Annotated in this window: 14 protein-coding genes; 3 read left to right on the forward strand and 11 right to left on the reverse strand. The window is 35.3% G+C overall.

Annotation, left to right across the window (positions count from 1 at the left end; genetic code table 11):
• Nucleotides 1-64: 64 nt before the first annotated feature.
• The gene (locus tag FLAPXU55_RS08905; protein WP_180857378.1) at nucleotides 65-2,404 is read left to right on the forward strand and encodes a glycoside hydrolase family 95 protein; all 2,340 of its coding nucleotides are present in this window, start codon (nucleotides 65-67) and stop codon (nucleotides 2,402-2,404) included.
• A gap of 728 nt (nucleotides 2,405-3,132) precedes the next feature.
• Here FLAPXU55_RS08905 and FLAPXU55_RS08910 read toward each other — a convergent pair.
• The 3 genes from FLAPXU55_RS08910 to FLAPXU55_RS08920 all read right to left on the reverse strand — a co-directional run bounded on the left by FLAPXU55_RS08910 (nucleotide 3,133) and on the right by FLAPXU55_RS08920 (nucleotide 8,906).
• Nucleotides 3,133-6,441 (reverse strand): DUF5107 domain-containing protein, encoded by a 3,309-nt coding sequence (locus FLAPXU55_RS08910; RefSeq protein WP_180857379.1) that lies wholly within the window; start codon nucleotides 6,439-6,441, stop codon nucleotides 3,133-3,135.
• 18 nt (nucleotides 6,442-6,459) lie between these two features.
• Nucleotides 6,460-7,869 carry a sugar porter family MFS transporter gene (locus FLAPXU55_RS08915; protein ID WP_180857380.1) on the reverse strand — a complete coding sequence of 470 codons (1,410 nt, stop codon included), beginning with the start codon at nucleotides 7,867-7,869 and terminating at the stop codon, nucleotides 6,460-6,462.
• A 128-nt stretch (nucleotides 7,870-7,997) separates the two neighbouring features.
• Entirely contained in the window at nucleotides 7,998-8,906 is a 909-nt protein-coding gene (locus tag FLAPXU55_RS08920) for an AraC family transcriptional regulator (RefSeq protein WP_180857381.1), read from the reverse strand.
• A gap of 136 nt (nucleotides 8,907-9,042) precedes the next feature.
• Here FLAPXU55_RS08920 and FLAPXU55_RS08925 point away from each other — a divergent pair, with 136 nt between their 5' ends.
• Together FLAPXU55_RS08925 and FLAPXU55_RS08930 are read left to right on the forward strand one after the other, a co-directional pair.
• Nucleotides 9,043-10,074 (forward strand): aldose epimerase family protein, encoded by a 1,032-nt coding sequence (locus tag FLAPXU55_RS08925; protein ID WP_180857382.1) that lies wholly within the window; start codon nucleotides 9,043-9,045, stop codon nucleotides 10,072-10,074.
• 182 nt (nucleotides 10,075-10,256) lie between these two features.
• Nucleotides 10,257-12,185: a glycoside hydrolase family 97 protein gene (locus FLAPXU55_RS08930; protein ID WP_180857383.1), complete on the forward strand. Its 1,929-nt coding sequence runs from the start codon at nucleotides 10,257-10,259 to the stop codon at nucleotides 12,183-12,185.
• A 78-nt stretch (nucleotides 12,186-12,263) separates the two neighbouring features.
• Here the strand turns inward: FLAPXU55_RS08930 and FLAPXU55_RS08935 are convergent, their stop codons facing one another.
• From FLAPXU55_RS08935 to FLAPXU55_RS08970, 8 genes are all read right to left on the reverse strand, one after another.
• Nucleotides 12,264-13,280, reverse strand: a complete 1,017-nt coding sequence (locus tag FLAPXU55_RS08935) for a PepSY-associated TM helix domain-containing protein (protein WP_235992012.1) — start codon at nucleotides 13,278-13,280, stop codon at nucleotides 12,264-12,266.
• A 136-nt stretch (nucleotides 13,281-13,416) separates the two neighbouring features.
• Nucleotides 13,417-15,798, reverse strand: a complete 2,382-nt coding sequence (locus FLAPXU55_RS08940; protein WP_180857384.1) for a TonB-dependent receptor — start codon at nucleotides 15,796-15,798, stop codon at nucleotides 13,417-13,419.
• Between the two features lie 200 nt (nucleotides 15,799-15,998).
• Entirely contained in the window at nucleotides 15,999-17,156 is a 1,158-nt protein-coding gene (locus FLAPXU55_RS08945) for an MFS transporter (RefSeq protein WP_180857385.1), read from the reverse strand.
• A 75-nt stretch (nucleotides 17,157-17,231) separates the two neighbouring features.
• Nucleotides 17,232-18,083, reverse strand: a complete 852-nt coding sequence (locus FLAPXU55_RS08950; protein ID WP_180857386.1) for a helix-turn-helix domain-containing protein — start codon at nucleotides 18,081-18,083, stop codon at nucleotides 17,232-17,234.
• 138 nt (nucleotides 18,084-18,221) lie between these two features.
• Nucleotides 18,222-18,632: a VOC family protein gene (locus FLAPXU55_RS08955; RefSeq protein ID WP_180857387.1), complete on the reverse strand. Its 411-nt coding sequence runs from the start codon at nucleotides 18,630-18,632 to the stop codon at nucleotides 18,222-18,224.
• A 162-nt stretch (nucleotides 18,633-18,794) separates the two neighbouring features.
• Entirely contained in the window at nucleotides 18,795-19,661 is an 867-nt protein-coding gene (locus tag FLAPXU55_RS08960) for an aldo/keto reductase (RefSeq protein WP_180857388.1), read from the reverse strand.
• Between the two features lie 80 nt (nucleotides 19,662-19,741).
• Complete coding sequence (locus tag FLAPXU55_RS08965; protein ID WP_053472825.1) at nucleotides 19,742-20,575, reverse strand: helix-turn-helix domain-containing protein; 834 nt, start codon at nucleotides 20,573-20,575, stop codon at nucleotides 19,742-19,744.
• 81 nt (nucleotides 20,576-20,656) lie between these two features.
• Complete coding sequence (locus FLAPXU55_RS08970) at nucleotides 20,657-21,625, reverse strand: aldo/keto reductase (protein WP_180857389.1); 969 nt, start codon at nucleotides 21,623-21,625, stop codon at nucleotides 20,657-20,659.
• Nucleotides 21,626-21,666: the final 41 nt, after the last annotated feature.

Genomic DNA, 21,666 nt, shown 5'->3' on the forward strand with positions numbered 1-21,666 from the left:
AAGTTCTCACAGACTAAAAAAATCCATTCCAATCCTTTTAATCTGTGGCAAAAAAACAAACAACATGAATATCAAAAAAATAAAAGCATTACTATTTATACTAATACCCATTTTAGGTTATTCACAAAATAATCCGTTAGAGTTATGGTATAAAAAACCAGCCTCTCAATGGGAAGAAACATTACCCTTAGGAAACGGACGTTTAGGAATTATGCCCGACGGCGGCGTTACAACCGAAAAATTGGTTTTAAATGATATCACCTTATGGAGCGGATCATCACAAGATGCCAACAATTACAAAGCATTTTCATTTCTGCCTCAAATAAGAGAATTGCTTTTAGCAGATAAAAATAGGGAAGCCGAGAAATTGATCAATGATAATTTTGTGTGTACAGGTCCGGGATCAGGAAGCGGCGACGGTGCAAATGTACAATTTGGATGTTATCAGGTTTTAGGAAATATGACCCTGAAATTTGATTACAAAACTAAATCGCAAGCCACAAATTACAGCCGAAGCCTAAACATACAAACCGCAACCTCATCAACACAATTTACCATTGACGGAGTTACCTATAAGCGTGAATATTTTGCAGGTTTTGGAGATGATGCCCTTTTTGTAAAACTGACTTCAAGTAAAAAAGGAAAACTAAATTTTACCGTACAGTTAGACCGACCAGAACATTTTAAAACGGTAAATGAAAACGGCAATTCTCTTGTTATGGTAGGTCAGCTCAACAATGGAATTGACGGAAAAGGAATGAAATATAAAGCCAAAGTAAAAGCTAAAGCAACAGACGGAAACGCTTTATATACCAATAATTCAATTGAAATAAAAAATGCAACAGAAGTGGTGCTTTATATATCTGCAGGAACAGATTTTAAAGATAAAAGTTTTGAAACTTCTGTAGATAAAATTTTAGACGCATCGATGCAGAAAAAATATCAGGATCAGAAGAAAGTTCACATTCAGAATTATCAGAAATTATTCAATCGTGTGGCTTTAAACTTTGGAAAATCAGACAGAAAAGCATTGCCTACAAATGAACGTCTGGATGCCTTTTTAAAAGAACCTGATTCAGATACAGAACTTCCGGTTTTGTTTTACCAATACGGACGTTATTTAAGTATCAGCAGCACAAGAGTTGGATTGCTTCCGCCAAATTTACAAGGATTATGGGCGCATCAGGTTCAGACGCCATGGAACGGAGATTATCATCTTGATGTAAATGTTCAGATGAATCATTGGGCTTTGGAAACGGGAAATCTTTCCGAATTAAATCTTCCATTAAAAGACTTGGTGAAACAAATGGTTCCTTACGGAGAAAAAACAGCCAAAGCTTATTACAATGCCGATGGCTGGGTAGCGCACGTTATTACCAATGTCTGGGGATTTACTGAGCCAGGCGAAAGTGCTTCATGGGGAATTGCAAAAGCAGGTTCGGGTTGGTTGTGCAACAATTTATGGAATCATTATTTGTATACAAACGATAAAAATTATCTTGCCGAAATCTATCCAATTATAAAAGGAGCGGCCCAGTTTTATAACAGCATGCTGGTAAAAGATCCGGTAACGGGCTGGCTGGTAACTTCGCCGTCAGTTTCTCCTGAAAATTCATTTTTCTTGCCAAATGGACAAGATGCGCATATTTGTATGGGACCGACAATTGATAACCAAATTGTTCGTGAATTATTTAATGATGTAATCACGGCCTCTCAAAAACTGGGAATCGATACAGATTTGAGCAATGATCTTGAAAAAAGATTAAAATTATTACCGCCGCCAGGAGTTATTAGTCCCGATGGAAGAATTCAGGAATGGCTAAAACCATATAAAGAACCAGATGCACAACATCGCCACATTTCTCATTTATACGGATTATATCCTGCCTCTTTAATAACTCCAGAAAGTACACCGGAACTTGCCGAAGCAGCTAAAAAAACACTTGAAGTTAGAGGAGATGATGGACCAAGCTGGTCAATTGCTTATAAAATGCTGTTTTGGTCTCGTTTGAAAGACGGAAACAGAGCGTATAAATTATTAAAAACAATTTTGAGACCAACGCTTGCTACGAATATTAATTATGGAGCAGGGGGAGGAGTTTATCCGAACTTACTTTCGGCTGGGCCGCCATTTCAAATTGATGGCAATTTTGGAGCCACAGCAGGAATTGGTGAAATGCTGATTCAAAGCCACGCCGGATTTATTGAATTATTACCTGCTATGCCAGATGTTTGGTTAAAGGAAGGTGAAGTAAAAGGGCTTAAAGCCGAAGGAAATTTTACCATTAATATGAAATGGGAAAAAGGAAAAATCACCAAATATGAAATATTATCTCCTGTGCCAGCAAAAGTAAAAGTGAAAGTAAATGGAGAATTGAAAGAGATTATTTCTTCCAAACTATAGAGCATGATTCCTGCAAGGTTTTCAAAACCTTGTAGGTATTAAATTGTAAAAGGAAATAAAAAACTAAACCTACAAGGTTTTGAAAACCTTGCAGGACTCAGAAATATCAATAAAAAGATATTTAAATCAAGTTCTAAATTAATTGCCTCCAGCTTTAGCTGGAGGTTTAAAAGAGTCTATTAAGCAAAGGGCTTTAGCCAAAACACTATAATTTTGGCTAAAGCCCTATTTGAATCTAACTTCAATAACCTCCAGCTAAAGCTGGAGGCAATTAAAAATAAGTTTTGGCTAAAGCCTTTTTTAAATTAATTCTTCTAGCCTCCAATTAAAGCTGAAAGCAATGGTAAAACTTATACTAAGGCTTTTATTCATCAATCGGATATTGATAATGGTGGAGTTTTAGAATTTAGTATGGGATCAAAATCTAATAAAAAATGGGGAATTAAATTAGAGGATAGACCTTTTAATTAGATATTATTGCCCACGGGTTTTGCGGGTTGAATGGATTATCGCAGATTTTAATTTTATTATTGCATGCATTTTTATCGCCTTCACGGAGTTCCTGCAAGGTTTCCAAAACCTTGTAGGTTTATAATATTCATTTTTTTACGTTTCTAAAATTTATACCTACAAGGTTTTGGAAACCTTGCAGGATTAAAACCACAAGCCCCGACAGGTTTTTAAAACTTGTCGGGGCTACTACTTAAACTTAAATGACCAATACTAACTTAAACAAAAACTGATTCCTCATTTTTCAATAAAGACAAATGTATCGTAACGCCTGAATGGCTTTTTTCTTCTGCAAGAACTGTTTCAAAAGTTTGTTCTACCTCTGCTTTTTTATCGAGACCCAAAAGTCCTAATCCCTGCATGTATAAACAGTGAATTTTATTTCGTTTGTCTAAATCATCTTCCCAAATCATAAGATCTGGAAGTGAAACTGCAAAATAATCGATCGTAATAGAATCGTTTACATGTTTGTGTGCATAAGCGACTAATTTCTCAAAACGTTTTCCGGCCTCGGCAGCGTTATTTAATTTTAAGAATGCTAAACCTTGATAGAAAATTTTGTCCGGCTGTTGATCGTTATAGAAAATAGCAGCCGTTGGTTCGTCTAATCCCTGAGTTGCTTTTTGCCACCAGTTTTGAGCTTCTTTCAAATCGTTTTTCTTTTCGTAAGCAACGCCAAGCCAGTAATGAATATCATTTTCCTGTGCGCCCGGAAGTTTTCCTTCGCCTAAATTATCAGGATAAATTTGAGCCTGTTCCAAAAGTTCTATCGCTGCGTCATAATTTCCTTGTGAGATTTGCTGTTTTGCAATTTCAGTTAAAGAAATAAGATATTGGCCGCTTACTTTTCCTTCGCCGCCTTCCCACGGATGGAAAATTCGGTTTTGCAATAAAGTAAGTGCTTTATCATGTTTTCCTAAAAGATTGTATATCGCCGCTCTTTCTAAATAAACATCATCACGCTGAATTACCAATTCTAAGTGTTTTTCTAAGAAAGCCAATCTGAAAACTAAATCTCTGTTCAAACGTTTGTACAATTGATCCAGTTCCATTAGGATTCTGGAATCTTGTAAATCTAATGAGAATGCTTTTTCTAAACTAGAAAGCGCTTTTTCTTCGTTTTCTAATTTATTGTAATACGCCAATGATAAATTACGATGCACAGTAGGGAAAGTATTGTCTATCGCAACAGATTGTTCCCAGCAGGAAACAGCATCATCATAAAACTTCGCAGCGTACCAAAAGTTGCCTAAATAATACAACGCTTTTGCATCTTTGGTTTGTTTGTCAATTACATTTTGAAGTACCAATGCAGCTTCAACCTGATTTGGGAAACAATAATCTGGTTTTGCCTCTGAAGCCATTTTGAAACATTTTTCGGCTTGACCGAAATCATTTAATTTTTCATAAAAAGAACCTGCAAAATACCACGCTATTGGGTATGTATTTTCATCTTTCAAACCTTCATTTAATAATCTCGTAGCTTCTTCATAAAATCCTGCTGCATTATAATCTAAAGCATATTCGATATACGTATGAATGTTGTTTCGGATAAGCGAATTAAAATAGCTGAGGTCTTTTTTATCATTGCTCAAAAGATATTTCTCATAAAGCAATCCAAAATTAAATGAATCGTTTTCTAAATAAGTATTGGCAAGCTTAAGTGCTTTTTCTTTTTGATTTAATTTTCTAAGAAGTACCACTTTTAAATGCAGTGCTTTATGATCTTCGGTATTTTTAGAAATCGCTTTTTTAATATGTGTTAGTGCCAAATCGTAATCGCCTTTTAAAGCGTCAAGCTGCGCAACATAAAAATAGCCCTGATTTTGCCAGGCCGCATTCCATGTTGATTTGTAAAAAGCACTGTAAGCATCTTCATTCTTATTTTGATACTTAAGACATAATCCTAAATTGAAATACGCTTCGCCTTCATAAGGATTTGGATTTCGCTGTGTCAGTGTTTTTATAGCTGCTCTAAAATAAGGTTCAGCTTCTGCAAACTTTGCTCGGCGTATCAACCACAATCCCATTGCATTGTTCGAACGAATATCTCCAGAATCACGTTTTATAGCTTCTTCGTAATAGGGAATCGGACTGTAAGTTGCATGTCTGTATTGTTCTAAATGCTGAGCCGTTAGAAACAATTGTTCATTATTTACAATATCTTCCGGAGCAAGAGCAGGTTTTGCAGCTTCTGGAATTTCATCTTCGTTTTGACCTTCGTAATTCCAATCGACTAAAACTTTATTATCAGCATCGGTTACGGCAATTGATAATCCTTCTAAACCAAGATTAAAATCAATTGTTTCTTCAAACGAATTGTATGGCGATGCATCATATTGTTTTTGAAATATAACAACATTATTATTCTTTAAAGTAATAGTAGCTTTAGGATAAACGCCCGTTGTATACGCTTTAATGACTAATTTATCATCAATGCTCTCTAAATTAACCATCGCATTTTTGGTCGCATTTTTTACAATACCCAAATCTCGATACGGCATAAAATACTGCGTAAAATCCTTTTGTTCGCCCGGCATAATCCATGTGAAATCCGGCTGATTATCTGTGTAAACACCACACATTAATTCGATATACGGGCCATCTTCATCCGTAAGGTTACGATCCCACGCACGACCGAAATCTCCGTGACCCCAAGTCCATTGTTTTTTTCCCGGAGAAACATGATGATTGGCAACGTGAAGTAATCCGCCTTTAGAATCATTTTCGTATCCGCCCACAAAATTATATTTAGAAGCAATCGCCATATATGACGTTGGAACCGGAATATTTTTATAGCGGGAAATATCAGTTCCCGGCGAATAATCGACTTTATAATACGTTCCTTTTGCAATTGGGAAAGAAGAAACATCACGTTTTCCATGATCAAAAACAGCATTTACATCTGGTGGAAAAACCGATTGATAATCGTCATTTACCTTAACTGCCGGATTTGCCCACCATAAAAACGTCTGCGGAAATGATGTTCTGTTATACAACTGTGCTTTGATTTCCAAATAAGCTTTATCAGGATATAATCGGAATCCCGCCATTCCTTTGGTTCTAAACATACGTTCAACTTCGCTGCACCAAACTGTTGCGCTTCCATCTTCGTGTTCTTCAATCGTAAAATCAACAGGATCAAAAGTAGTTGGTCTGTGGTGCTGCGGCCAGTTAAACTCGATTCCGCCAGAAATCCACGGACCAGTAAGTCCAACCAATGCCGGTTTTACAACCTGATTATAATACACAAAATGGCGGTTTTTAGTTTTATCGTATGCCATATGAACTCGTCCGCCAAGTTCAGGCAAAATCATTATTTTAATAAATTCATTTTCAAGATAAACAGCCTGATATTCTTTGTTCGTTTTTTCGTCTGCTATTTTTTCAATAACCGGATATGGGTATACAGATCCGTTACTTCCCTGATACACTCTTTTCTCAATAAATACAGGATTTTTTTCAGGTTTGCCCACCTCATAAGTTGGCAGGATTATTTTTTCCTTCCAAACATTTACTTTTTGCATGATGTAATGAAATTTAGATTATTGAATATTCTTCGATTGACGATCAGAAACCATTAGTTCCTCAATCTCTTCAAGACTTTTGTTTTTTGTTTCAGGAAGTTTTCTGAAAACAAATACAAATCCTAAGGCGCAGATAATACCGTACACCCAGAAAGTTCCTGACGTGCCCAGGTATTCGTTAAAAATTGGAAATGTTTGCACCAATAATGCAGAAGCAATCCAAAGCGCAAATGTGGCAATAGACATCGCAACGCCTCTGATTCGGTTAGGGAAAATTTCAGATAAAATAACCCAGGTAATTGGTGCGAGAGACATTGCGTAAATTGCAATAGCTAATAATACCAGTAATAATAAAGGAAAACCGGTAACATTGGTATAATAAAAATAGCCCAATAAAGCATAAATTATCGCCAATGCAGCAGAGCCAAAAAGCATTAATTTTTTACGTCCAATTTTATCTACAGTTCCCATAGCAACCAAAGTAAAAACTAAGTTGATGCTTCCGGTAATCACGATATTCATAAACAAATCGTTGATGCTGTAACCAGCAGAAACAAAGATTTCCTGAGCGTAATTAAAAATAATATTAATACCGCACCATTGCTGAAAAGCCGCCAGAACAATACCAATTGTCAATATAGGTAAAGCCTTTTTGTCCAGCAGCATTTTGAAATCTGTTTTCTCCGTTTCGTCTGTAAAAGTTTCTTTTATTTTTGTGATAGCTTCTTTTCCATAAGCTAATCCGCCAATTTTGGTAAGCGTTGCTTCTGCTGTGTCGTTTTTTCCTTTCTTAGCCAGATATCTAGGGCTTTCGGGAATTAAAAACATTAAAAGAAAGAATAAAATTGCCGGAAAAAATCCTGCCCAAAACATCCATCTCCAGCCCGTTTGCCCGTTCCATGAAGCCAAAATTTGAGCGTGTGTATAACCTGCAGGAATAACTTCTGTAATCAGCATATTGGTTATTTGTGCTGCCAGAATTCCTATAACTACAGTAAGCTGGTTTATTGACACAAAAAGTCCCCGGGTTTCCTGAGGTGCAATTTCTGCGATATATAAAGGCGATATTGTAGAAGCAATCCCAATTCCGATTCCTCCAATAATTCGCCAGATAATAAATATGGTAAAAGTTTCTGAAGCTCCCGTACCAATGGCACATAAGGAGAATAATACGGCTGCAACAATTAACATAGGACGTCTTCCGTAAGTGTCTGCCAGTTTTCCGGCAACTGCTGCACCTGCGACACAGCCAACAAGGGCACTGCTCATTGCCCAGCCCTGAAGAGCCGGAGAATCTGAAATGCCAAAATAAATTTCGTAAAATGGTTTTGCACCACCTATTACAACCCAGTCGTAGCCAAAGAGTAAACCACCCAATGCTGCAACAAGGCTAATCGATAGTAAAAAGGTATAATTGTAATTTTTCATAAAAAGGGTTTAATAGCTTTTGTAAAATTAGCGGAATAGAAACCTTTGATTTATGGATATTTTTTTTGAATAGATGGATTATAATCTGATTTTTTGATGCGCTGTATTAAAATACGAAAACCATTGCGTTACTGTTTGTATTCTGTGCGATATTGTATAGGCGAAGTGCTCATTATTTTTTTAAACAAACGGGAGAAATACAACGGATCATTAAAGCCCAGATTAAAACTGATTTCTTTTATGCTCATAGTAGTAAAACTGAGATACTGACAGGCTTTTTGCATTTTTAAATAGTTGAAATAATGTATGGGAGAATATCCTGTCTGCTTCTTGAATAAGGTAAAAAAATGGGATGACGAATAATTAAAATAAGCAGCAACATCATTGATTTTTAACGAAAGATCCAGATGTTTTTTCATGTAGTCAATTGCGGATTCAATAGTATTATCCTCTGAAAATTTTCGGTTCTTTTGAATGAAAAATTTCTCATATAAAAAAGCATTCAGCAATTGCCATAATGAAAGATTGGCAAATTCGAGATTACTCGCACTGTAACCGTCTTCCATGACATCGAGTATGTTTTCAAAAAGTTCAATTCGTCTTTCTTCGAGCGAAAGCTGCGGTGCTGAATCCGGAAACTCCGTTATGAATTTGTCATAAAAATGAGGTGCCTGCGGTCCCGTAAAATGAATCCAGAAAATACTCCACGGGTTTTGTTTTAAAGCATAATAATCGTGCGCAACTTCGGGAGGTATAATATAAAAGGTATTCGCTTTGAGCGTTATGGTTTTGTTTTCTTTGCTAATAATGCCTTCACCTTTATAACAATATATCAGGATGTATTGCTTACTTCCGTGTTTTCGTTTCATGGAATGATGACTTGCATTGGGAAAAACTCCAATATCTGTAAAATACAAACTCGCAATAAGAGGATTCTTTTTGATGTTTGAAAGAATGTTTTTAGGAATCACTATCATGCGCTGCCCTAAGAAACCTTCTTTAACTTTTGTTTTTTCTTTTTGGGATGAATTTTTCATTTTTCGGATTGTCTTTTCCAAATATCGTAATTTAATCCATGCTTTTAAAAAAAATGTCCATTTTGAGACGAATAATCAAAAGTACATTTGAAACACTATTATAACCTTAGTGTTTTCAATCTTTTTTTAAAACAATATGAATCCTTTAAATACAATTGTATACGAGCCTTTTGGCTGGTATGCAGAAAAAGAAATTTTTAAATTTACACTTACAAATGTTCACGGAAATTATGTAGAACTGCTTAATTATGGAGCCATAGTAAAATCCATAGTAGTGCCGGACAAGAACGGAAATAAAGAAAATGTAGTTTTAGGATTTCCAACTTTAGAAGGATACATAAAAGATAAATCTTATATAGGAGCAACTGTTGGTCGTTTTGCCAATAGAATCAATAATGCCGAATTTTCTATTGATGATAAAACCTATTATTTAGATAAAAATGATGGCAAGAACAATAACCACAGCGGTTCGGCAGGATTTAACAGCAAAGTTTTTGATTTTAGTATAAAAGAGGATGCTGTAATTTTTACTTTGGAAAATGAAAACGGTGACGGCGGTTTCCCCGGAAATTTAAAAACAAAAGTTATTTATAAATGGACGGATAAAAATGAGCTGAAAATTGAATTTTTGGCTGTAGCCGATGAACCAACTCCAATAAACTTTACAAATCATTCGTATTTTAATTTATCGGCTTGTACCGAAAAAATACATCATCATTATCTGAATATTCAGGCTGACAAAATAGTTGAAAGTACAGAAGATTATATTCCGACAGGAAGAATTATACCTGCAGAAAACTGTTCTTTTTATCATTATAAATTAGGGGACGTTATGAAAGACGGCGGACTGAATACCTATTATATTTTTAATAGAAATAATGTTGATGAAGATTCTGTATGTGAATTATTCGAAGAAATATCAGGAAGAATAATGCATGTGTTTACCTCTTATCCGGGCGTGCAATTGTATACGGGAGATTATTTAAACAGCGCCGAAATTGGGGAACATTCTAAGTTTTATGAACCTTTTGACGGACTTTGTTTAGAATGCCAGTATTATCCGGATAGTCCTAATCATGCAAATTTTCCTAATACAATATTCAAAGCAGAGCAGGTTTATAATGAAACGATTACTTATGCTTTTGATGTTGTGACTCTTGAAAATTAAAAATATTTATGCCACAGATTATGGGGATTAAAATGGATTTTTTTTTGCCACGAATTACACAAATTTCCACTAATTATAATTCGTGCTAATTCGTGGAATTCGTGGCAAAAAAACTTTACAATCTTTGCGAACTCTATCTTTTAAAACAACAAAATTGAACTATCACCTTTAAAAATTATATAATGAGAAAAATGTTTATTCATCGAACTTTGAGCTTACTGATACCCGCCGTATTTTTTGTGCTGACAAGCGGTAAAGCCCAAAACAAAGATCTTTACCTGAAGTCTAAGGATAATTTAAATAAAATTACTTTGTCTTTAACCGAAGATGGAAAGTTGTCGTATAAAGTTACGCGCAGGGATAAAACGATAATTCTGGATTCGCCGCTGGGGTTGAATCTTGAAAATAATGATTTTACTTCTGGTTTGTCGGTTGTGAACGTTTCGCCTATCGAAGAAAAACGTGAAAAATACGAACTTAAAGTAGCCAATAATAAAGTTGCCGATCATTTTTTTAAAACTAAAAGCATAACATTTAAGAACAAGCAGGGCGCTTTAATCACGATCGATTTAATTGCGGGAGAAGAAGGAGTTGCTTTTAGATATAAGTTTGCTGAGAAAGAAGAGAAAACCAGAGTGGTTAAAAATGAAATTACAGGATTTCATATCGATCAAAATGCAAAAGGCTGGCTTCAGCCGTATAACAAAGCGGGAGATTATACTCCGGGTTATGAAGATTTTTATGTGAATGTAAAATCGGGAGATCCAATAAGCGGTGCACGAAATGTTTCGGTTGGTTGGTGTATGCCGGCGCTTTTTAATGTAAACGATACTAAAAATTGGGTTTTAATTGCAGAATCGGGAGCAGAAGGCGTATTTCCGGGTTGTCACTTGCAACCGGATTCTAATGGCGGAATGTATAAAATTGCTTTTGCTGAAAAAGACGAAAAATTCACTTTGCCTTTACCGGACACAAATGCTTATCCTGAATCAAATTTACCGTGGACAATGCCTTGGAGAGTTATTTTGATTGGCGATAAAGCGGGAGATATATTATTGTCAACTTTGATTACGGATTTGGCTCCGGCCTCTAAAGTCGAAGATACTTCATGGATTGTACCGGGAAAAGCAGCTTGGTCATGGTGGTCGCATCCTGATGATTTTACACCAGAAATGTATAAAAAGTTTACTGATGTTTCGGCTTCCTTTGGTTTTAGATATACACTTTTTGATGCGGGTTGGGAAAAAGCCAATAAAGAAGGGAAAATTATTGATCATGCTTTGTCAAAAGGAGTTCAGCCATTAGTTTGGGGATATTCGGCAGAATATTTTAATCCGGAAAAAAGGAAAAAAAGATTTAAGGAATTGGCTGATATGGGTGTAAAAGGCGTTAAAATAGATTTTTGGTGCTCAGATCGCCAAGAAGTAATGAGTACGCTTCAATCGGTTTTTGAAGATGCTGCCAAAGAACATTTGCTGGTGAACCTGCACGGAACAACAGTTCCAAGAGGATGGCACAGAACATGGCCCAACTTTGTAACGGCAGAAGCTATTTTAGGGACAGAAAGTTATTTTTACGAACCAAGATTTCCTGAAATGGCAGCACAGCAAAATACAGTTTTGCCTTTTACAAGAAACGTTGCAGGACCTGCAGATTATACTCCGTTTGCTTTGACATTCAGAAAATATACGCGTTTAAATACAGCAGTTCATGAATTGGCAATGGCTATGATTTATACATCTGGAATTATTCATTTTGCCGATTCAGAAGAAGTTTTTAATTCGCTTCCGAATGAACTTAAAGATTTATTTAAAGAGATGCCGGCGACTTGGGATAAAACAGAATATGTAATTGCAGAACCGGGAAAAGAAATTGTTTTATCTCGCAAAAAAGATAATCTGTCTTATATTATTGGAATAAATGGTACTAATTCAGTATCACCAATTTCAATTGATTTGGCGAAATATGGTAAGGGTTTTTCAAAATTCAGGGTTATTTCTGAAGGTGCGGATCCGTTAATGGAATTTAAGATTTCAAATTATCCTATAACTTCAAAATGGCAGTATAATTTAGCTCCAAAAGGAGGATTTATTATTCAGTTTATAAAATAAGTTGAAGATATTAAAAGTAAAAAAGCCTTTAAACGTTTCTGTTTAAAGGCTTTTTTTATTTCTATTGGCTGAAGGTTTTTAAGCTTTAATCTTTTTAGTTTTTTTCTTTCCTTTTTTCCACCAAATAATAAATCCGGTTATAGGAAGCGAAGCTCCAGTCAAACTTACCAAACACCAGATTATTTTCCCTGTAAGACCAAAGAAAACTCCTGTGTGCAAATCATGATTACTGGCTTCATATACATCGGCAGCATTGTTGTCTTTGTAAAGCTTTGTGCGAAGCATTTGCCCCGTTTTTCCGTCAAAGAAAAGCGTGTTTTGATTTCTTGCCCAATCATTCGGATATGTCATTCTAACTCTCAATTCTCCCGTTTTTCTAATCGAAAATGAAACAGAAGTTGCTCCCGGATATTTCGAGTTGGCACTTTCGTATATGTTATTGTATCGAACCGGAATTGTGGTTGAATCAATTTTTTCTTTAGATATAACTTCATCTCCTTTTCTAAGTTTGCTTCCGGTTACTATACTAACCGATTTTTTAACGGTATCAAATTTAAAATACGTTCCAGAAAAAGCGATTAAAAGCAAAACAATAGAAGCATAAAACCCTAAAACCTGATGAAGATCGTAGTTAACTCTTTTAAAAGAACCGCTCCACTTTATTTTTAGAGACTGCTTTAGTAATCGTTTTTGATTCGGAAACCATAATATAAGTCCGGTAATCAGCATAATGATAAAAATCACTACTGACCAGCCTTGAATAAATTCTCCAACGTCTCCCAGTAATAAAGTACGGTGTATTTCAAGAACAATATTTAACCAATCAGAACTTTGCTTGTTGATTAAGCTTCCGTCATACGGATTAAAATAATAGGTCTTTTTCTTTTTGGTCGAAATCTCAATGGCAGCATTAGATTCTTCTCTGTTTACTTTTAAAGCTGTAATTTTCTGTTTAGATTCCAGTTTTTCATAATTTTCAATTATAGTTTTTAATCCTATAAATGATTTTTGCTGAACCGGAACATGCAGATATTCTTTGTTTGAAAAATCACGGATTTCTTCTTCAAAAACATAAAGAAATCCAGTAATGCTCACTATAAAAACAATGAGGCCCGATGCTAAACCGAGCCACAAATGTATTTGTCTTATTGTCTTTTTAAAACCTTTGGTCATAACTTATTATAAAAGCCCAAATGTAAATAATATCAGTCGAAATAACGAACTGAAAATCTTAGAATTTAAAGGTAATATTTCCGGTAACTCTCGTTGGATTTTGAGCAGCTAAACGGTATGACCAGTATTTCTCGTTGGTTAAGTTATCCACTTTTAAACCTAATCTGTATTTTGGTCTGTCATAGAAAACAGAAGCATCTAACACCGTATATTCAGGAATTTGGAATTTAAAAGCAACTGTATTAGTCTGGAAATATTTGCTTCCGTAAATTCCTCCCACGCCAAATCCAAGACCAGATGCTGCACCTTGGGTTAATCTGTAACTTGCCCAAAGATTGGCAGTTGTTGGAGAACCTGCAGTTGTTGGTCGTAATCCGTTAGTAGTTGGATTTGATTTCGATAATCTACTGTCGTTATACGTATAACCAGCTACAATATTTAAACCTTTAATTGGGTTTGCAATAAGTTCAGCTTCAAAACCTTTACTCAATTGTGTACCATCCTGAATTTGAAAATTTGCATGATCCGGATCATTACGCGTTACGTTAGTTACTTCAATATTATAATAACTCAAAGTAGCACTAATTTTAGTAAAGTCAAATTTAATTCCTCCTTCTAACTGATTTGCGTGGTTTGGTTTAAAAACATCTCCATTAAAATCTGAACCTCCCACATTATTAAATCCGTTCATGTAATTAGAGAATACAGAGACTTTGTCTTTAACAATTTGATAAACCGCTCCAAATCTAGGAGAAAATGCGGTTTGATTATAATTTCCTGTAGTAAGATTTGTAGCAGGATAATACAATCCTTTATTAATATAACGATCAGCTCTAAGACCAGCCATTATAATTAATCGATCTGTAATATTTAATACATCAGATACGTATGCACTGTATGTTCTTTCGTCATTAGATGTATAATTCGTGTAAGTAGCTGTTGCAAATAAAGGCTCTATTTTATCGATAGTAAAGTTATTATAAGCATCTCCCGGTGTTCTATAATTTATAGCCGGCATATTTACCGTTGCATCATTTCGCGTTGCACGTACGCTGTAGTAATCTAAACCTGCTACAACTCTGTTACGTAAGCTTCCAATTTTGAAATCACCATTAAAGTTTTGCTGAATATCTGTACCGTAATAAGGATAATCCTGATTTGTAACTTGTTGTCTTAATGTTTCATTACTCATAGCTGTCAATGCTACAGTATATCCTTCTGATGATGATCTTGTACGGGAAATAATTGTTTGTGACGTCCATTCATCTGACATTTGATATTTTAACTGCGCAAATATATTATACTGCTGAGCGGTGTAATTTACAGTATTGTTAGCAAATGAAAGTTTATAAGGAATTTCCATTTCTTCAATGCTGTGTGCAGTAGCACCAGCTCCGGTAAAAGGAGCTAATCTCATTGGTGAAACTCCTTTTGATGCACTAAACTCAGCATCAATAAGTAAAGTAAGTCTTTCGTTTACCTGATAAGAAAAACTTGGAGCAATAAAAAAGCTTTTATTAAAACCTGCGTCCTGAAAACTTCTTTCACTATGTAAAGCTGTATTAATTCTAAAAAGAGCTGTTTTATCATCATTAATTGGGGTATTGATATCGGCTGTAAAACGATTTAAATCCCAATCACCTGCAGAATACGATACTTCACCTTTAAAGAAATCAAAAGGTTTTTTTGTTACCCTGTTAAACAAACCTCCAAAAGATGAAATTGTACTTCCAAATAATGTTGCCGATGGCCCTTTGATAACTTCAATACGCTCTAAGTTAGAAGGATCAATTGAATTATAAGTAAAACTTCCAACCCCGTTTCTTACTAGTTGTGGTGTTACAAATCCTCTCGAAATATTAGTTGATCTTCCCTGGTTTCTAACTTCAGAAATACCTGCACCCGGAATGTTTTTAAAAGCACTATTATAATCCGTGATTACTTGTTCCTTCATAAGTTCTTTACTTACAATGCTGTAAACCTGCGGATTTTCCATGTTTTTAAGTTTCATTTTAGAAACTTCTTCACTTTCTTTTCTTGCAAATCGGTTTCCTCCAGAACTTACAATAACTTCTTCTAATTTTTGTGAAGTATAAGTAAGTTCAAAATCAAGAGTTGGATTTGCATTATTTTGATCGACTAAAACAGAAGCCGGAGCAGACTCATAACCGTTTAGTTTTATTTCAACTAAATACGTTCCAAAAGGAATATTTTTTAGCAGATAAGTACCATCAGAATCTGTTGTTGTAGTTTTATTTAATTCTGAAATTTTTACCGCAGCACCTTGTAAAGGATTTCCGTCTTTCAGAATTGCTTTACCTGAAATAGTTCCCAAAGCTGACTGGGAAAAGGCAGTTTCTGAACAAAAAAAGACGATCAGAAACGCTAGAAACACTTTAGTTAAAACATTATTTTTAAGTGTTTTAGATGTTGTTTTCATGTGAGATTTTGTAATTTATTCTTATTTAGACTGATTACAAATATATAAATAGAAGTATAAATTCATATAGCAGGATTAAAATTTTCTTAAAATAATATTAAAAATATTTAGTAGAAAAATTAGAATTGATAGTTTAAAGTCTATAAAATAAAAAACCTCATTTTATAATGAGGTTTTAATTTTTAATGCAGAAAAACGCATTACTGTTTTTTATAAAATAAGGTTGCTATTGCCAGAAGCGAGCTGATCCCTCCAAAGAAATAAACAGACTGATAATTATAGAAACCTGCTATAAGTCCCGCTGCCGGCCCGGCCAAGGCAAGCGAAAGATCAAAAAAAGCGGCGTAAGCGCCTAAAGCAGTTCCGCGCATTTGCGGCACTACTTTTTTAATTGCTAAAACACCCAGAGATGGAAATATCAATGAAAATCCTATTCCGGTAAGACTACAGCCTGCCAAAGCAATCAGTTTAGAAGGAGCAAATCCAATTAAAAGCTGACCTGTAATTTCGATAACCAGAGATACTAGTGCCACTTTATAACCGCCAAATTTATCAGGGAAAGAAGAAAAAAGAACTCTTGTCAATATGTAGAAGAATCCAAATGCCATGAAAGCCAATGACGGATTTCCCCAGTTTTTATCTAAAAACAACAACGCAATAAACGACGATATACAAGCAAACCCAATAGCAGAAAATGCCAATGCCAGTCCTTGCTGTGAAATAAGCCCCACAACTTTATAAAACGGAGATCTCATAAGAGAAAGATCGACAGGTAAAGAAGGCAGTTTTATTGTAAAAAGCCAGCTTGCAGCAGAAAGTAAACATATTAAAATAAATACTGTTGTTATACCATAAGCACTTTTAAGCCATAAAGCCGCCGGAGCACCAATTGCAATTCCTGCATACATGGCAATTCCGTTCCATGTCATTACTTTCCCCGATTGCTGTATGCCTGCCAGACCTATTCCCCAAGATAGAGCGCCAGTTATAGCAAGACTTTCAGAAGTTCCGTGTACGATTCGGGCTATTATCAATAAAATTATAGCAGCGAGGACATTATCAGCAAATAAAGAAGCAGTTATATAAATAATCCCTGAAATAATCATAAGCAGTATTCCCAGATGATTACTGTTTTTAGCTCCTTTTGTATCTGTTATTTTTCCGGAATATGCCCTTGCAAACAAAGTCGCAAATGACTGGAGTCCGATAACTGCGCCCACAATAAAATTGCTGAGGTTTAAATTTGTTTTTATAAAACCGGGCAGTATACCCAGAGTCATGCCAATAGTTAAGTAAATAGCAAACACCGATAGAATTATTGGTGGGATCATTTTAGTAAAATTGTTGGTTTGTACCATTGTAGATTTATTATAATTATACAACGGCAAAGGTAGAAGGGAAGGGCGGTGCAGGGGATAGCCAATTAATGGCTGTTATTGGACAATTAATGGTTTTGAATTTCTAAATTCAAGAGCAGTCATCGCAGTATTCTTTTTAAAGAAGCGTGAAAAGTATTGATAATCTTCATAGCCTAATTCATACGCTATTTGTTTTACATCAAGTGTGGTGTAATAGAGCATGCGTTTAGCTTCCAGTAAAATTTCCTGATTGATCCAGTAACTTGCCGGAAAGCCCGTGATTTGTTTGGCAATTTCGTTAAGGTAAAGCGGTGAAATATTTAAAAGTGATGCATATTCCTGAACCTGTTTTACTTTTGTTTTGTGCTCAGCTATCAGCTGTTTAAATCTTACAACAGTATTATATTTTTGACCTTCCGGACGAATCACTGAATCTTGTGAATCTAAAATTTTTGAAGCTACCAAACCAGCAAGAGTTTCTATCATTGATCTTATGACAGAATCAAACAACGGCTGTTGTGTCTGCTCAAGCATTGAAGCCAATAACGGAAGTATTTTAAAAACCGTTTCATCACTCGTTACCGATGCAGATTGTTTTGCATTTAAATAGGTAATGAAAATGTCTCGATATTGAAGCGGAACGAAATCATTATCTACAAATACGAGCCAGCCTTTACATTGTTTTGCTTCAAGATAGCGATGTACTTGTCCGGGCGCGACGAAACCAACAGCGGGGCCAATCTGGGTTATTTCTTTAAAATCAAGTTCCCAATGAAAATTCCCATTTTGCAGGATAACAAACATATAATGATCGTCTCTGTGGGCAGTGTGCAAATATTCCTGAAGATTATCAAAGGAAGCAATATCAATACCCGGAGCGCTTAGCTCATCTTTATGTATTTCTATAGTTTCTTTTTTAGTCGGCATAATTCACCCAAAATTTTTATAAAACTACAAAATAATTCATATGCGGAAATTCAATTATAATCATGAGTCAGATTTCAACTGAAATCTGACTCATGAAATACTATTTATAATTCACCTGAATTTCTTCGATAGTTAGAGTTAATTTTGAGCATTAAATTTTGCAATAGCTTCTGCTGTGACCGGTGTAAATAAATTGACAAGATTACCATCTGGATCACGAAATAAGAATGATTTATTTCCCCACGGCATTGTGGTAGGCTTTTGAACGATATTATTTTGAAGATAATTTTCTAATCTAATATAGTCTTGTTCTACATCTTCTGATTTAAATTCTATAATCACACTGCTGTTTTGAGCTGGTTTTGCGACCTCATCACCGCCAAAAAAGACTAAAGTTTTGGTACTTCCAATAGCTAATGTTGTAGTTGGTGTTTTAACCTCGGCAAAATCTGGAGTATAATGTACGGCGGTTATCCCCGTAACCTGCTCATAAAATTTTACTAGTTCTTCTAAACGGGCAGTAATAATGCGAATTGATACTAAATTCATATCTTATTTTTTTAAAGTTATAAGACAAAAGTAATTTCATGTTATGACAGCTGTTTGTCAGTAGACTTGAGTTTTTTTCGTATTTATTCTGAATAAAACAGTAAATAATAAGGATGAATAAAAACTCATCCTTATTGTATAAACTTTATTTATCAAAGAAAATTAAATGCTTTGTTGATCCGTTAAAGCGTTCAATTCCAGTATATCATTCTGATCAAGTGAAATTTCTTTCGCCCTGATGTTTTCTTCCAAATGATGTAGATTGGCTGTTCCAGGAATAAGCAGAATATTATCAGCGTGATGAAGCAGCCAGCTTAGTGCAAGCTGTCGCATAGTGACATTTTTACGATCGGCGATTTTTTGCAATTGCTCAGTCAAAGGCGTCATTCCGCCTCCAATAGGAAACCAAGGTATAAAAGCAATGCCCTGAGATTTACAATATTCTAATACAGGTTCCCACTGACGTTCTAATACACTGTATCGATTTTGTACCGAAACAACTTTGAAATATTTTTGTGCTTCTTTAATTTCATCAACCGATACTTCTGATAAACCAATATGCCTGATTTTTCCCTGTTCCTGTGCTTTAGCCAGAAATTCAAAACTTATTGGAGCAGGAACTTTAGGATCGATTCTATGCAGTTGGTATAGATCAATACGTTCCAGTTTCAATCTGCGCAGACTTCCGTCAAGTGCATCCTGAAGATGCTGCGGGCTGGCGTCGTTATTTATATCTGCCCACGGGCCAAAACGAACCAATCCGCCTTTAGTTCCAATAATCAGGTCTTGTTGATACGGGTGCAAAGCCTCGGTTATCAATTCTTCCGAAATGAAAGGGCCATATTGATCGGCAGTATCAATAAAATTCACTCCTAATTCTACAGCACGTTGGAGTACTTTGATAGAATTTTGTGGATCCTGCGGCATACCAAATAAATCAGGTGAGGTAATACGCATTGCTCCGTATCCCATTCGATTAATATTCAGGTCGCCGCCCAGCAAAAATGTAGATTTAATAGATGTGTCCATAATTTGATTTTTTATAGATACAAAGCTATTGAGGTATCTTGAGTTTTAGTAAAGACTTTTCAAAGCATTATTTATACTTTTCAAATCTTTTTTCTAAAATCAGAAGGAGTAGTTCCTGCATATTTTTTAAAAAACCTCGTAAAGTAACTTTGATATTCAAAACCAAGACCAAAAGTGATTTCGGCTACACTATAATTCGTATAGCTTAGCAGTGACTTAGCTTCAGCAAATAAAAGTTCGTTGATATGTGCCGTTGTCGATTTACCGGTAGCCTTTCTTACCGCAGTATTGAGATGGTTAACATGTACTGAAAGACAACTGGCAAAATCTGATGCAGTTTTCAATTTAATAGTCTGTAGAGGTAAATCAACAGGAAATTGTTTTCGGAGTAAACCAAAAAATGAAGCTACAATTCTCGAAGTGCCTTTATCAGCTCTGTCCTTCGTATTTCGCATTTTTAAAGCCTCATGAAATATTAAATTGAGATGACTGCGGAAAAGATTGTCTTTGTCATCATACTGAATATCAGAGTCTGCTCGAATACGCTTAAATAAAACAGATAAAAATTCTAGTTCCTCGTTATCCGGAAAATAAACAGGCGATGACTGTTCATTAAATAATTGGCTGGCTAATCCGTTGAGCTGTGCACTGGAATTAATAAACTTGTCATCAAATACACAAAAATATCCTTCTGTTTCGATTTCACGTTCTGGCACCACCCATGAATGAGGTACAAGCGGATTAAGCAGTACTAACGCAGGTTTGTCTACTTCTATAGGAGAAAGGTTCCCGTAATACAATTGGCATGGCGGCCAGCCTGTTGTTACCAGACTAATTTTATAGAAATCCCTGCGATTATAAGATTCCAGTGTACATTTATTTTCTCCAATCGCTGCTACCAGAAACTGACTCATATTTTATTTAGATATATCTTAATCATTTACAAATTTATACAATTCAATTATAATGAATAAGTTCTATGCCAAATTTTTAGATTAGTAATTCTTACTTCTCACGCTTGCCAGTAGATCATGCGGATATCCCAAAGTAATAGCACTCAGTTTGTCTAATTGTTGAATATGTTCGGTTGTTAATTCTATAGAAGAAGCTTTAAGTCCATCATTAAAATGCTCAATGGTACGCGCGCCTAATATTGGAAAAGCGCTTTTAGATTTTACCCAGGCAAAAGCCACTTGTCCGGGTGTCGAATCAATTTCTTCGGCAATAATAAAAAGTTGATCCAGTATTGCTTTTGATTTTTCATCTTCGTGGTAATCAGAAGTGCCAAGAGTTATTCGCCCTGTTTCTCCTTTTCTGTATTTTCCCGTTAATGTTCCGCCTGCTAAAGGTGAATACATCATAGTTCCTAAGCCAAATTGCTCTGCCATTGGTATAAATTCACGATCTGCAGTACGCTGTAATAGATTATATTCGATTTGTACAGCAGTCAGTTTGGTTGAAGCAGCTATTGCAGAAACCTTCCATGCAGGAAAATTAGTTAAACCAGTATAAAGCACTTTTCCGCTTTTTACCAAATCTTCTAAACCTCTAATAATTTCGTCAAGCGGAGTAACGCCATCATCAAAATGCGGCATATAAATATCGATATAATCTGTTTTTAAGCGTTTCAGACTAGATTCTACAGCTTGTTTCATTGCTTTGCGATGATTTCCAAAATTGCTGATTTTAGGCGCAGCTTCATTACTTTGTGTGTATTTTGTACAAATGATAAAATTGCTGCGCTGGTGTTCTATAAATTTCCCAATCAGTTCTTCCGATTCTCCAAGTTGGTATCGGTCAGAAGTATCTATAAAATTCCCGCCCGCATCTACATAAGCCGTTAATATTTTATGAACTTCTTCGGGATTTGTTCCGTGTCCTTTACGTGTTCCAAAACTCGCTGCGCCCAATATAATTTCGCTGGAATATAATCCCGTTCCTGTGCCGAATAATTTATATTTCATGATTTTTTTATTTTTTGTAAAATTACAGACTGCTTTTAGAT

The sequence above is a fragment of the Flavobacterium panici genome (assembly GCF_903819335.1).
GTDB classification, from domain to species: domain Bacteria; phylum Bacteroidota; class Bacteroidia; order Flavobacteriales; family Flavobacteriaceae; genus Flavobacterium; species Flavobacterium panici.